Source organism: Pseudarthrobacter phenanthrenivorans Sphe3 (genome assembly GCF_000189535.1).
GTDB classification, from domain to species: Bacteria; Actinomycetota; Actinomycetes; order Actinomycetales; family Micrococcaceae; genus Arthrobacter; species Arthrobacter phenanthrenivorans.
The window spans coordinates 311,712-324,725 of the sequence record NC_015145.1; the positions used below are offsets into that span (position 1 = coordinate 311,712).

Here is a 13,014-nt window from a genome sequence, read left to right on the forward strand (position 1 = left end):
GATGCCCATCAAACTCGTCACCACGGTGGAGGCCCTGCACGGGGAGGGCGCCCGCCTGCTCGCCGCCAAACAGGGAAAATCCCAGGGCCTTGTTCCCACCATGGGGGCACTCCACGAGGGACATGCCGCCCTGGCCCGGACCGCCGTCGAACAGAATGACGTGGTGGTGGCCACGATCTTCGTCAACCCGCTGCAGTTCGGCGACGCCGTTGACCTGGACCGGTACCCCCGCACGCTGGAAGCCGACCTTGCACTGCTGGAGGCTGAGGGCGTTGACCTGGTTTTTGCACCACCGGTGGAAGAGGTGTACCCGGGCGGCGAGCCGCTGGTACGGGTCACTTCAGGCCGGCTCGGGGAGAAATGGGAGGGCGCGTCACGGCCGGGCCACTTTGACGGTGCCCTGACGGTGGTGGCCAAGCTCCTGCATTACGGCCTGCCGGCCGCAGGGGTTGGTGGGGACGGCAGGGCGGGCGGAGGCCTGCCTGCCTATCGGGCCTACTTTGGCCAGAAGGACGCCCAGCAGCTGGCACTGGTCCGGCGCATGGTGGCGGACCTGAACTTTCCGGTGCAGATCGTGGGAGTTCCCACCGTGCGGGCGGAGGACGGGCTGGCGCTTTCGAGCCGCAACCGGTTCCTCTCGGATGAGGAACGGGAAGCAGCGCTGGTGCTGTCGCGTGCCCTCCGGCTGCTGGAGGAACGGGCAACCGCACGGGAACCCCTGGACCTGGAATCAGCCCAGGCCCTGGTGGAGTCGCAGCCGCTGGTGGCCCTTGACTACTTTGACGTGGTGGATCCTGCCACCCTTGAGCCGCTCGCGGAGAACTGCCGTGAGACCCCGTTCCGCGGCGAGGCACTGGCGCTTATCGCCGCGAAGGTGGGTCCTGTGCGGCTGATCGACAACGTGCCGCTGAGTTCCTAGCTCCCGGAGGCTAGATGCCGGGCCCGTCCCGGCTGGTCATGAGCTGTTCGAGCAGGGCGCGTTCCGGCCTGCCAGGGTTCCGGGCGACACAGCGGCGAAGACGGGTTCTCGCCAGCTCTTCGCCGGGCTCCTGGCCGCAGAGCACTTCGTCGATGATTTCCTGCGCTTGCCATCGGAGGGACTCAATGGCGAACTCCCGGATTTGTGCAGGGGTGTCACCGTCGGCCATCCACGGATCGGGGTCCGAGGGCACACTCTGGAACATCCGCTCTGCTGACATAGGGGCCTCCTTGCACCAGTCCGAAGCGGCCGGTCGGAAGGGCCTCCACGGTGTCGAAGCACTGCGCTAGGAGAAACTTTACCCGGGGGAAGACCGGTCTGTCTCCCCCGGAGTAGACTCGAAATGCTATGAAGCCAGAGGCGAAGGTCCCGGTCCCCGAGGTTTCCCCGGTGGCGGTATCCGGTCCCGCCAATCCGGCGGACCGGATCATGGCCGTGGCTTACGAGCTCTTCTCCACCCGCGGTGTACGGGACGTCGGCGTCAACGAGCTCATCGAACGGTCCGGGGTTGCCAAGGCCACGTTCTACCGGCATTTTCCTTCCAAGGATGCGCTGGTCCTGGCCTTCCTGGAGGAGCGGGACAAGCGGTGGACCATGGATTTGATCCTGTCCGAGGCGCAGCGCCGGGGCAGCACTCCCCAGGAGCAACTGCTGGCGATCTTTGATGTGTTTGGAGACTGGTTCCTGCGGGAGGACTTCGAAGGGTGTTCCTTCGCCAAGGTCCTGCTGGAGATGGGACCGGCCCATCCGCTGGGACAGGCCAGCATCAGTTACCTGGCAAAGATCCGCGGCCTCATCCAGGCCGCCGGCGAAGAGGCGGGGCTGGTACGCGCCGAGGAGTTTGCCTATTCGTTACTGGTCCTTATGAAAGGCTCCATTGTCCAGGCCGTGGAGGGCGACCTGCAGGCCGCCAAGCGCGCGCAGCAGATGGCAGTCTGGCTGATCGATCACCACACCAAGTGAGCATCACGGACAGGAATGGAATCTCAAGAAGAGCGCCGCTGCCGGTCCGGAGTCCGGGGAGCGGAGGTGCTGGACCGGACCACCAGCCGGGTCTGCATGAGTTCATCCGCCGGCCCCGCTGCATCGCCGTCCTCTTCCTGGACCAGGGCGAGGAGGCGCTCCACTGCCCGCATGCCCTGGTTGCGGGGGAACTGGTCAATGGTGGTCAGTCCCAGGATTTCCCCCATCTCGTGGCCGTCCACGCCGATCACCGACAGTTCATCAGGGATCCGCAGGCCCAGGTCGCGGGCCGCCAGCATAGCGCCAAACGCCATTTCATCCGAGGCGCAGAAGATGGCGGTGGGCCGCTCGGCAGGGTCCGCCAGCAGGTGCTTCGTTTCCCGGTAGGCATCGTTTGCCGAGTAGTCCGAAATCAGGGACCACGCCTCGCGGACCGGCAGGCCGGCAGCCTCCATGGCTTGTTCGTAGCCGGCCCGCCGTCCGCTGGAGATCTCGAAGTTCCGCCCATACTCATGCTCGCCGCCAACGTGTGCCACCCGCGTGTGGCCGAGGCTGATCAGGTGGGCCGTTGCGCGGCGGCCCACCTCCACATCGTCGATCCGCAGGGTGGGAATCCCGGGAAGCGGGCCGCCAACCCCCACCACCGGAATCCCGGCAGCGAGGATCTGTTCGGTCTCGTGGCCGTTGAGCTGCAGGGAAACCGCCAGGACGCCGTCGAGCCGTTTGCGCAGGAGGAAATCCCCGAGCACCGACTCCCGGTAGCGGTCGCCCTGGAAGTCATAGAGGGTGAGATCGTAGCCTGCATCCATCAGGGCGGAATTGGCCCCTTCGAGCAGGGTGGCGAAGTACCACCGGTTGACGAAGGGCAGCACCACGCCGATGTTGTGGCTGCGCCCGCTCGCCAGGCTGGAGGCATGGTAGGACATCACGAAGCCCAGTTCGCTGGCCGCGGCGGTCACAGCTTCCCGTGCCTTGGTGGAAACACTGCCCTTGCCGCTCAGCGCCCGCGACGCCGTCGCCTGTGAAACCCCCGCCAGCCGCGCTACGTCCCTGATTCCTGCCACTGGCCCTCTGCTGTTCCCCTTGATTACATGCGCAGCCAGATGCACTGCGCCGGACCCAGCTTACGCTGGTCAGCTGCCCCAGGATCCGTACTAAGGAGGATCTCAAGGTGGGGGAGGTCAACCGGGGCGTCTCCCATGTTCAGCATCACCAGGACGCCGTTGTTCACAAACGTCACGCAATCTTGGGGAGCCGGACCCTCGGCCCAGTCCAGCGACCCGGCGCCGAGCTTCAGGGCGCGGCGCAGCACCAGGGCACGGCGGTACAGCGAGAGGACGGAGGACTCATCCTGCTGCTGGACATCCCGGGACAATGCCGCCCAGCTTTCGGGCTGCGGCAGCCAGGACTCCCCGGTGCCGTTGAAACCGAAAGCCGGCGCGTCGGCCTCCCACGGCAGGGGCACCCGGCAGCCGTCGCGGCCAATCCGTTCCCCGGCCGTCCGCCGGAAGGACGGATCCTGGCGGAAGGTGTGGTCCATGGTGGTGTGATCGGGCAAGCCCAGTTCCTCACCCTGGTACAGGTAGACCCCGCCCGGCAAGGCAAGCATCAGCATCGAGGCCGCAAGCGCCCGGCGCAGGCCCAGCTCACCGTCCGGCTGGACATCGTCCGCACCCAGTCCGTCGCCCGGACGGGCCGGCGGCTCCACGATGCCGAAGCGCGTGGCGTGCCGGACGACGTCGTGGTTGGAGAGCACCCAGGTGGTGGGCGCGCCCACGGAATCAAACATCCGGAGCGAACTCTCAATGACTGCCCGCAGCTTGGCCGGATCCCAGGGCGTGCCGAGGTAGGCGAAGTTGAACGCCTGGTGCATCTGGTCCGGCATGACCCAGTTGGTCAGGCGGGAGAGGGGATCGATGCTCGCTTCGGCACACAGGATGCGGTCGCCGTCGAACTCTGCCAGGACCCTGCGCCACTCGCGGTAGATGTCATGGATCTCCGGCTGGCCGAACATGGGCGCGAGGTGGCCCGGGAACTCATCGGTGCTGACGCCGTCGGGCCGTCCGTGCCAGTCCGGCAGGCCGTCCGCCTTGACCAGGGCGTGGGCCACGTCCACCCGGAAGCCGGCCACGCCGCGGCTGAGCCAGAACCGCAGGATCCGCTCGAATTCGGCATGTACTGCCGGGTTGTCCCAGTTGAAGTCAGGCTGGGAGGAGTCGAAGAGATGCACGTACCACTGGCCGGGTTCGCCCGAAGGTTCCGTAATGCGCGTCCACGCCGGGCCGCCGAAGTGCGACTGCCAGTTGTTCGGAGGCAGTTCACCGGCTTCGCCACGCCCGTCGCGGAAAACGAACATGTCCCGCTCCGGGCTCCCGGGCCCCGCCTGGAGTGCTGCCTGGAACAGGGCGTGGTCCGAGGAGCAGTGGTTGGGCACCAGGTCGATGATCACCCGGATACCCAGGGAATCGGCGCGGGCAACCAGCGCGTCAAAGTCATCCAGGGTGCCGAATACCGGGTCCACGTCGCAGTAGTCAGCCACGTCGTAACCGCCGTCCCGCTGGGGGGAGACGTAGAAGGGGGACAGCCACACGGCGTCGACGTCGAGGGCGGCCAGCTGGTGCAGCTCCGCGGTGATGCCGGGAAGATCGCCGTTGCCGTCGCCATTCAGGTCACGGAACGAGCGGGGGTAGATCTGGTAAATCACCGAGGACCGCCACCATTCGGTGCCCTTGTCGGCCGGGTGGACCGGCACCAGCCGAAGGTCGGATACGTCGGATCCAGCGGGGATAAGCGTCGTAGTCATCCGGTTATGGTAGCCGTATCTGGCGCAAAAATGGAACGGCTTCCACTCAAGGTTCACGCTAGATATTAAAACTTGTGGACGGTGTGGACGTAAGGAATGGAATCGCTTACAGTTGTGACTTGTCTCACCGCCCCGTCCGGCAACTCATGGCCAGGATCCCCAAGCGGCGGTCGGTAATCACAAAGGGCAGTTGCCCATTCTTGAAGGAGGCGCATCGGTGCGCACAACTCTCATCACGCCCTTGGCCCGCAGGGCCCGGCTATCCATTACCACGGCGGCAGCCGTCTCCATGATGCTTCTGGCATCCGGCTGCGCCGGCGGGCAGGCGCCGTCCGGCGCTGCCTCCGGGCAGGCCTCCGAAAGCGCCGCGGCTGCCCCCGCGGCCTCCGGGGAAGCTCCCGTCCGCGGGGATGCGGACCTGGTCATCTGGGCCAACGGTCCCGTGGTCCAGGCCCTGCAGCCCATTGCTGACAAGTTCGGCGAGGAAAACGGCATCACCGTTGAAGTCCAGACGGTTGCCACCGAACTGCAGACCAACTTCGTGACGGCCAATGCTTCCGGCAACGGCCCGGACATCGTCATGGGCGCGCACGACTGGATCGGAAACCTGGTCCAGAACGGGGCCATTGATCCTGTCCAGATCACGGCCGAGCAGAAGGCGGATTTCCTCCCGGTTGCCACCGACGCCGTGACCTACAACGGCCAGACCTACGGCATGCCCGCCTCCGTTGAATCCCTGATCCTCATCCGGAACAAGGCCCTTGCCCCCGAGGCTCCGGCCTCCTTTGAGGAACTCCTGGCCGCCGGCGATGCCGCGGTTGCCGCCGGCAAGGCCGAGCGGGGCCTGAACCTCCAGGTGGGGGCAAAAGGCGATGCCTACTTCATGCAGCCCCTGTACTCCTCAGCCGGCGGCTACCTCTTCGGCAAGAAGGCGGACGGCAGCTTCGACACCAGCGACCTGGGCGTAGGAAAAGAAGGTTCCATTGCTGCCGCCCAGAAGATCTCCGAGCTGGGCGAAAAGGGGTCCAAGGTCCTCAGCACCTCGGTCAGCGCCGACAACTCCATTGCACTGTTCAACCAGGGCAAGACCGCGTTCATGGTCAACGGCCCCTGGGCACTGGGCGATGTGCAGAAGGCCGGCATTGACTACGGCCTGAGCGCCGTCCCGGGCTTTGCCGGGATGAAGCCCGCACAGCCTTTCACCGGTGTGCAGTCGTTCTATGTCGCCTCCAAGGGCAAGAACAAGTCCTTCGCGGAGACGTTTGTGCAGACTGCCGCATCGCAGAAGGAGACCCAGCGCGCGCTGTATGAAGCAGTCCGCATCCCGCCGGCGATCGCAGCCCTCGTGGAAGAAGTGGCACAGAGCGACCCCGACACCAAGATCGCTGCCGATGCTGCGGCTGCCGGCATCCCGATGCCGTCCCTGCCGCAGATGGCTGCCGTGTGGGCTCCGCTGGGCCAGGCTGAGGCCGCCATCGCCGGTGGCGCCGATCCCGCTGCGACCATGACGCAGGCCGGCCAGACTATCGCCGGTGCGCTGAAGTAACACCCCGATGACCACCCGATTCAAGAAACCTTCGGGGAAGGCGGTGGGGCCCGGTCTTTCGCTGGGCTCCACCGCGTCGGTCCCCGTGCTGCTGGCCAAGATCATTGGACTGGGCGCCGTGCTCGGCGCCGCCGTTTCCCTGACGCCGCTGCTCCTCGCCGGCGGCGAATGGGCCATGCTGGCCGGTCTGTGGGCCGGGGCCGCCGGACTTCTGGCTGTCTACTCAACAAAGCGGATGGTGCCGCTGAAATACCTCCTCCCCGGCACCCTGCTGCTCACCGTCTTCGTCCTGCTGCCTATCCTGTCGACGGTCCAGCTCTCCTTCACCAATTCGGGCGACGGGACCAGGGGCTCCAAAGAGGACGCAATCTCCACGATTGTGCGCAACTCCGTGACCCAGCTGCCTGAGTCCAGGACGTACAACCTCACGGTGGGCTCGGAAGGGTCCGTCACCGAAGGCCCCTTCACCTTCTTCCTGGTGGAGACGCCGTCGAACGCTGTTTTCGCCGGCGATGCAGAAGGACTCCGGCCGCTTGGCCGCGACGAGGCCACCCTGGAGAATGGCTACGTCCGCGCAGTCCCGGGCTACCAGATCCTCACCGGCAAGGAAGTCAACACCGCCGGGGCAAAAATCAGCGGGTTGACCGTACCCACGGAGAAGGGCGCAATCCGCGCCCAAGGCATCAACCGCGCCTTTGAGGGCGTGCAGACATTGAAGTACGACGCCGGCACGGACAGTATCAGCGATTCGGTCACCGGAAAGGTCTTCACGGTCCAGCAGTTCGGCGACCGCGAATACTTCGCCGACGCGAACGGCGCCAAGGGGTTTGACCAGAGCTGGGAGCGCAACGTCGGCTTCGCCAACTACGAGCGGCTCTTCAGCGACCCCCAAATCCGCGACGCCCTGCTGGGATCCTTCGTGTGGACCCTCGTCTTTGCCGTCGGCTCTGTGGGAACAACGTTCGTGGTGGGCCTGCTCCTGGCTGCCGCGCTGAACGATCCCCGGGTCCGCGGACTCAAGCTGTACCGCGCTGTCATCATCGTTCCCTACGCCATCCCGGTATTCATTTCGTTCATTGTGTGGCAGAGCTTCTACAACAAGGACTTCGGGCTCATTAACTCCATGCTGGGCGGGGCCAAGATTGACTGGCTGGGGGATCCCTTCCTGGCCAAGGTGGCTGTCCTCCTGACCAATCTGTGGGTGGGCTTCCCCTACATGTTCCTGATCGCCACCGGTGCCCTGCAGGCGCTGCCGCAGGACATCGCCGAGGCTGCGAAAATCGACGGCGCCAGTTCCTGGACCACGTTCACCAGGGTCCAGTTCCCGCTGCTGCTGGTCGCCGTTGCACCACTGCTGGTGTCATCCTTCGCGTTCAACTTCAACAACTTCAACGTGATCCAACTGGTCACCGGCGGCGGCCCGTTCCCGGCCGGCGGCGGACAGATCGGCGCCACCGACATCCTGATCAGCGGCGCCTACCGGATCGCCTTCGGCGGCGCCGGTGCCGAATTCGGCTTTGCCTCGGCAATCTCCGTTGTCCTGTTCATCGTTACAGCAGTTCTTGCGGGTATTCAGTTCCGCTACACCAAAGCCCTGGAGGATGTCCGATGACCAGCTTGCTGACTGATGCGCCTGAGCAAACCCCGGCTCCGGCCCGACGGCCCGCGCTGCGTGTCCGGAAAGACGGCCTTGAAATGCCGCGGGGCAGGCGCTGGTGGCAGGAAGTCGGGTGGCGGCATGCAGTGGGCCTGGCGGGCGTCGCCTTCGCCGGGTTCCCTGTCCTGTACATCATCTCGGCGGCGTTCAACCCGCTGGGAAGCGTGGCCACCACCGAGATCATCCCCAACACCTTCAGCCTGGTGAACTTCGAAACGCTGCTGGGCGGATCCAAGGGGCCCTTCGGGCTGTGGTACCTGAACACCCTGGTGCTCTGCGCCGTGGTGTCCGTGGCGCAGGTGCTGCTGAGCACGCTCGCCGCTTATGCGTTCTCCCGCTTCCGCTTCTACGGGCGGCGCGGCGGACTGCTGGCGCTGCTCCTGGTCCAGATGTTCCCCCAGTTCCTTGCCGTCGTCGCCCTGTTCCTCATGATTGCGGACTTCGGCAGGATCATCCCGGGCATTGGCCTGAATACGCTCGCCGGCTATGCGCTGGTGCTGATGGGCGGGGCACTCGGCCAGGTCTGGCTCATCAAGGGCTTCTTTGATTCCATTCCGCACGAGCTGGACGAGGCCGCCCGGATTGACGGCGCAGGTCACTTCCGCACCTTCACCAGCGTGATCCTGCCGCTGATCCGGCCGGTCCTGGCGGTGACCGGGCTGCTGGTCTTTGTGTCAGTGATCGGCGAGTACATCCTGGCGAGCATCTTCCTGACGGACAACAGCGTCAAGACCCTCGCCGTGGGCATGTTCGGCATCATCGCCGGGGACCGAAGCAACAACCTGGGCGTCTTCGCGGCCGGGTCCGTGATGATCGCGCTGCCGGTGCTCCTGCTCTTCCTCTACCTGCAGAAGTTCATCGTGGGCGGGCTCACGGCCGGTTCGGTCAAGTAGTAGGAGAGGCCCGGCCTAGGTAGATGCTCAGCTTGCTTATCAATTCCTGCCTTCCTAGGCTGGAAGCTGTCAGCAACAACTCTGGGAAGCGGCACTTCGGGATGCCTGCAGGGCATCCCGGGGCCGCCTCCGACGAGGAGGAAAAATGTCAGAGCACAGCATTGAAGGCAAGAAGGTCGCATTCCTGCTGACCGACGGCGTCGAGCAGGTTGAGCTCACCAGCCCCTGGCAGGCCGTGAAGGACGCCGGAGGAGTGCCAACCCTGGTGGCTCCCTCCAGTGGCAAGGTCCAGGGCTTCGAGGGCACGGAGAAGGGCGATACCTTCGACGTGGACCTCACCGTGGCGGACGCGAACGCCTCGGATTTCGATGCGCTGGTCATTCCCGGCGGCGTCGTCAACGCAGACCACCTGCGCGTGGACAAGGACGCGCAGGCGTTCACCCGGAACTTCTTTGAACAGCACAAGCCTGTGGCGTCCATCTGCCACGGCCCCTGGCTGCTCATCGATGCCGGCGTGATCCGCGGCCGCAGCGTCACCTCGTACCACACCCTCCGAACCGACCTGGAGAACGCCGGCGCCAGCTGGAGCGACCAGGAAGTAGTGGTGGACCAGGGCCTGGTGACCAGCCGGAACCCGCACGATCTGCCCGCCTTCAACAGCAAGCTGGTCGAGGAAATCTCCGAGGGCCAGCACGCGGGCCAGGCCGCCTGATTCCGGGAACACCCCGGCTGTTCCCTCAGGTTTTACAAAAAATTCCGGTCTGGAGGAATTACTCCAACCGGTAGAGTGTTGGCATCTGCAGCGGCCGCGTCCGTGCACCATTCAAAACACTCCCTGAGGGAACACCCATGTCTACCGAAGTCTCTCCGAACGCCAACGGCCAGACCGTCCAAACCCAAGGAACCAGGCCCGCCGCGCCGGAGAAGATGTCCCGTGAGTCGGTGACCATCATCAGCACGCTGCTGGTGGCCACGTTCGTGGTGATCCTCAACGAGACCATCATGAACGTGGCCCTGCAGCGGCTCATGGTGGACCTCCGGGTTGACGCCCCCACCGTCCAGTGGCTCTCCACCGGCTTCATGCTCACCATGGCCGTGGTCATTCCCACCACCGGGTTCATCCTGCAAAGCCTCTCCACCAGGGCGGTCTTCATGCTCGCCATGGGGCTTTTCGCCGGCGGCACCGCGATGGCGGCAGTGGCCCCGGGATTCGAACTGCTGCTCCTGGCGCGGATCGTCCAGGCGGGCGGCACCGCGATCATGCTGCCGCTGCTGATGACAACCATCCTCACCCTGGTGCCCCTGGCCAAACGGGGTGCCGTGATGGGCAATGTCAGCATCGCCATCTCCGTCGCCCCGGCCATGGGGCCCACCGTTTCCGGCCTGATCCTGGAACACTTCAGCTGGCGCTTCATGTTCGTGTTCGTCCTGCCGGTAGCCCTCGCGGCACTGGCGATCGGCGCCAAATACCTGACCAACATTGGCGAGGTTGAGAAGACAAAGTTGGACTTCCCCTCAGTCCTCCTCACCGTCCCGGCCTTCGGCGGGCTGGTCTATGGCCTCAGCCAGATCGGCGGCGGCCACGGCGGCCAGGCCGGTCCCGGAACCGCTGCCATCGCCGCGCTGGTGATCGGCGTCGCCAGCCTCGCCGTCTTCATCCTCCGGCAGGTGCGGCTGCAGAAGGCCGAGGCCCCGCTGCTGGACCTGCGGGCGTTCAACTTCCGCATGTTCACCGTCTCCGTCCTGTTGATGGTGGTGGCCATGATGGCGCTCTTCGGCGGTGTGATCCTGTTGCCGCTCTACCTGCAGGAGATCCGCGGGTTGGGGTCGCTTGAAACCGGCCTGGCGCTGCTCCCCGGCGGCCTGGCGATGGGCCTGCTGGGACCGGTCATCGGGCGCCTTTTCGACAAAGTTGGCCCGCTGCCGCTGACTGTCACCGGGTCCATCCTGATGGTTGCGTCGCTCTGGCAGTTCTCAATGCTCGACGCCGGCACGTCCGTCGGGTGGATCGTCACCCTGCACGTGGGGCTGAGTTTCGGCCTTGCGCTGCTGTTCACCCCGGCGTTCACCACCGGCCTGAACCCGCTCCCGCCGCACCTGTATTCGCACGGCTCGGCGATCATGAGCACCACGCAGCAGGTGGCCGGCGCTGCCGGCACGGCCCTGCTGGTGTCCATCTTCGCGGTGGTTTCAGCGGCCTCAGGCCTCGTGGCGGGGATGAGCGCCGCCTTCATGACGGCGACCGTCATAGCCCTTGCCGCCGTCGTGCTCTCAGCGATGATGCGCAAGACCGAAGGTGCCGGCGCACGTCACGCCGCCCACTAGCCCAACCAGGTAGCGCCAAGTGTCGTTTTGACTGCTCAAAACGACACTTGGCGCTACTTACTTGGGTCAGCCGGCGAAGAAGTCGGCCAGCTCCTTGATGAGCCGGTCCGGGGCCTTGATGACGCCGTCGTGTCCGAACCCGGGCAGGATGGTGTAGCTGGAGCCGGAGAGGACGTCGTGGATCTGGCCGCAGGCCACCCCGAAGTACGCCGGGCTCTTTTCGCCCACCACGATCAGGGTTTCCAGCGGCAGCTCAAGGAACGGTTCCGCCGGCATATCCGCGGCGATGATGGCCTTGATCTCACGCACGCCGGTGCGCATGAGTTCGCGCTGCTGTTTGCCCTCATGGGTGCCCGCGGTGAGCTTGTTGGCCAGGGTCAGCATGGACAGCGGCATCCGGGAGGAAAAGGAGCCCCCCGCTTCCAGCCCGCGCTGCAGGACAGCGAGGGCCCGGTCGTCGTCACCGGCCGCAGCCGCGTGCTCGTACTCCGCAATCCAGTCAGCTTTCACGCTGTGGTTCACGGAGACCGCGGGGTCGTATACCGCGAGGCGTTCCACCGGGAGGGTGCGGGCCGCGTGCAGGGCAACTGCCCCGCCAAAGCTGTGCCCGAATACATCCGTGCTGGAGGTGTGCTTCATGACCGTATCCAGGTCGCGGATGTCCACGTCCAGGGTGTAGTCCTCCGGCTGCGGGGACGAGGAGCCCCGGCCGCGGCGGTTGAACGTGTGGACCGGGCGGCCCAATGCAGCACTGAGTTTCTGCGCAAATTTCGTGTAGTCCGAGGCGGTCACCATGGACGGCGGAACAACCACCACGCCGGAGCCGGCCGAAGCAAGTTCCGTGCCCGTGGAGAAGAGTTCCAGCGTGCCGCCGTCGGGGGTCCTGATGTTCTCACGCGTCATGCTCCGAGCCTATCTGAGCAAGCCGAGCGCAGGCACCATGGACTCGTTCCCTACGGCACCTCACCCCGGTATCTGCCCGAGAACTCTGACGGCTGCGTGCCTACGGTGAGCCGAAGCGTTCGATGAGCGCGGCGCTTTCCTTCCGAATGGCGGGAAGACTGGTGCCAAGTCCGCACAGGACGATGCCGGCATCGGCCGCCTGCAGCGGGGAGTCGGGGGTTGCCAGGCCGTCGGCCCGCAGGCTGATCAGGGATTCGACCAGGCGAAAGGCCAGGTCGCCCGGATTGGCCCCCGGGCCGGAAACAGTGCCGGCGGGGGAAAAGGCCGCGCCGAGTTCCCCGTACAGGTTGCGCAGTTCCTGCCGGTCCGCGAGGAAACGGGCAAAGCGTCCGCTGCGGGCTTCGGGGAGGTGGTACAGGAGGCCGAGGTTCCAGCGGGCGCTGCACAGTTGCGTCCCGTCGAAAAGCGCGACGGCGTGAAGGCGGCTTCCAGCCGCAGCCTCGGCGGGCGGAAGCGCCGCCACGGTCCGCGCAAATTCGAGCCCTCCGGCCACAGTGCCCTCGAGAAGGTCCTCAAGGATGTCGTCCTTGGTCTTGAAATGGTGGTACAGGGACGACTGCCGGATTCCCACTGCATCTGCGATGGACCGCGTTGAGGTGTTGGCAAAGCCCTGGGTAGTAAAAAGTTCTGCCGCAGCATCCAGGATTTCGTCGCGGGCGGTGGCGCCGGGCCGGGAGGGCTGTTGGCTGCGGGGGCGTCCCGGTCCTGCTGAAGTCACCGCATCATTCTTGCATTCCTGTTGGTGGCTTTTGGGGCCTGCGGCAGTGGTGAGGGGATGGAAATGTCGCGGAAACAAGAGGTCTACGTCCCTTTTACAGAGGCGAAACCAGTCGGGGACATCGCGCTGGAAAACTATCAAGTGACCGGTATTCCGCAGCTTTCGGC

The 13,014-nt window shown here is 65.5% G+C and carries 12 protein-coding genes; 7 read left to right on the plus strand and 5 right to left on the minus strand.

The window, feature by feature from the left end:
- Nucleotide 1 precedes the first annotated feature (1 nt).
- Nucleotides 2-919 carry a 4-phosphopantoate--beta-alanine ligase gene (locus ASPHE3_RS01475; protein WP_013599458.1) on the plus strand — a complete coding sequence of 306 codons (918 nt, stop codon included), beginning with the start codon at nucleotides 2-4 and terminating at the stop codon, nucleotides 917-919.
- Nucleotides 920-929: 10 nt separating this feature from the next.
- On the opposite strand, the gene ASPHE3_RS01480 is transcribed toward ASPHE3_RS01475, so the two are convergent.
- Nucleotides 930-1,199 (minus strand): hypothetical protein, encoded by a 270-nt coding sequence (locus ASPHE3_RS01480; RefSeq protein ID WP_041651846.1) that lies wholly within the window; start codon nucleotides 1,197-1,199, stop codon nucleotides 930-932.
- A gap of 128 nt (nucleotides 1,200-1,327) precedes the next feature.
- On the opposite strand from ASPHE3_RS01480, the gene ASPHE3_RS01485 reads away from it, so the two are divergent.
- Nucleotides 1,328-1,942, plus strand: a complete 615-nt coding sequence (locus ASPHE3_RS01485) for a TetR/AcrR family transcriptional regulator (RefSeq protein ID WP_013599459.1) — start codon at nucleotides 1,328-1,330, stop codon at nucleotides 1,940-1,942.
- 23 nt (nucleotides 1,943-1,965) lie between these two features.
- Here the strand turns inward: ASPHE3_RS01485 and ASPHE3_RS01490 are convergent, their stop codons facing one another.
- Both ASPHE3_RS01490 and ASPHE3_RS01495 read right to left on the minus strand, forming a co-directional pair.
- Entirely contained in the window at nucleotides 1,966-3,006 is a 1,041-nt protein-coding gene (locus tag ASPHE3_RS01490; protein WP_013599460.1) for a LacI family DNA-binding transcriptional regulator, read from the minus strand.
- Nucleotides 3,007-3,029: 23 nt separating this feature from the next.
- Nucleotides 3,030-4,745 carry a glycoside hydrolase family 13 protein gene (locus tag ASPHE3_RS01495; RefSeq protein WP_013599461.1) on the minus strand — a complete coding sequence of 572 codons (1,716 nt, stop codon included), beginning with the start codon at nucleotides 4,743-4,745 and terminating at the stop codon, nucleotides 3,030-3,032.
- Between the two features lie 217 nt (nucleotides 4,746-4,962).
- On the opposite strand from ASPHE3_RS01495, the gene ASPHE3_RS01500 reads away from it, so the two are divergent.
- From ASPHE3_RS01500 to ASPHE3_RS01520, 5 genes are all read left to right on the plus strand, one after another.
- Nucleotides 4,963-6,291, plus strand: coding sequence for a sugar ABC transporter substrate-binding protein (locus ASPHE3_RS01500; RefSeq protein ID WP_013599462.1), 1,329 nt, complete (start codon nucleotides 4,963-4,965; stop codon nucleotides 6,289-6,291).
- A 7-nt stretch (nucleotides 6,292-6,298) separates the two neighbouring features.
- Nucleotides 6,299-7,903, plus strand: a complete 1,605-nt coding sequence (locus tag ASPHE3_RS01505; protein WP_013599463.1) for an ABC transporter permease subunit — start codon at nucleotides 6,299-6,301, stop codon at nucleotides 7,901-7,903.
- Nucleotides 7,900-8,841: a sugar ABC transporter permease gene (locus tag ASPHE3_RS01510; RefSeq protein ID WP_013599464.1), complete on the plus strand. Its 942-nt coding sequence runs from the start codon at nucleotides 7,900-7,902 to the stop codon at nucleotides 8,839-8,841. The genes ASPHE3_RS01505 and ASPHE3_RS01510 overlap by 4 nt, the downstream gene beginning before the upstream one ends.
- 145 nt (nucleotides 8,842-8,986) lie before the next feature.
- A complete protein-coding gene (locus tag ASPHE3_RS01515; protein WP_013599465.1) occupies nucleotides 8,987-9,553 on the plus strand; it encodes a type 1 glutamine amidotransferase domain-containing protein in 567 nt (188 codons plus the stop codon).
- Between the two features lie 137 nt (nucleotides 9,554-9,690).
- The gene (locus tag ASPHE3_RS01520) at nucleotides 9,691-11,166 is read left to right on the plus strand and encodes a DHA2 family efflux MFS transporter permease subunit (RefSeq protein ID WP_013599466.1); all 1,476 of its coding nucleotides are present in this window, start codon (nucleotides 9,691-9,693) and stop codon (nucleotides 11,164-11,166) included.
- Nucleotides 11,167-11,232: 66 nt separating this feature from the next.
- On the opposite strand, the gene ASPHE3_RS01525 is transcribed toward ASPHE3_RS01520, so the two are convergent.
- Together ASPHE3_RS01525 and ASPHE3_RS01530 are read right to left on the minus strand one after the other, a co-directional pair.
- Entirely contained in the window at nucleotides 11,233-12,069 is an 837-nt protein-coding gene (locus tag ASPHE3_RS01525) for an alpha/beta fold hydrolase (protein ID WP_013599467.1), read from the minus strand.
- 100 nt (nucleotides 12,070-12,169) lie between these two features.
- Nucleotides 12,170-12,847, minus strand: a complete 678-nt coding sequence (locus ASPHE3_RS01530) for a TetR/AcrR family transcriptional regulator (protein WP_013599468.1) — start codon at nucleotides 12,845-12,847, stop codon at nucleotides 12,170-12,172.
- Nucleotides 12,848-13,014 lie beyond the last annotated feature (167 nt).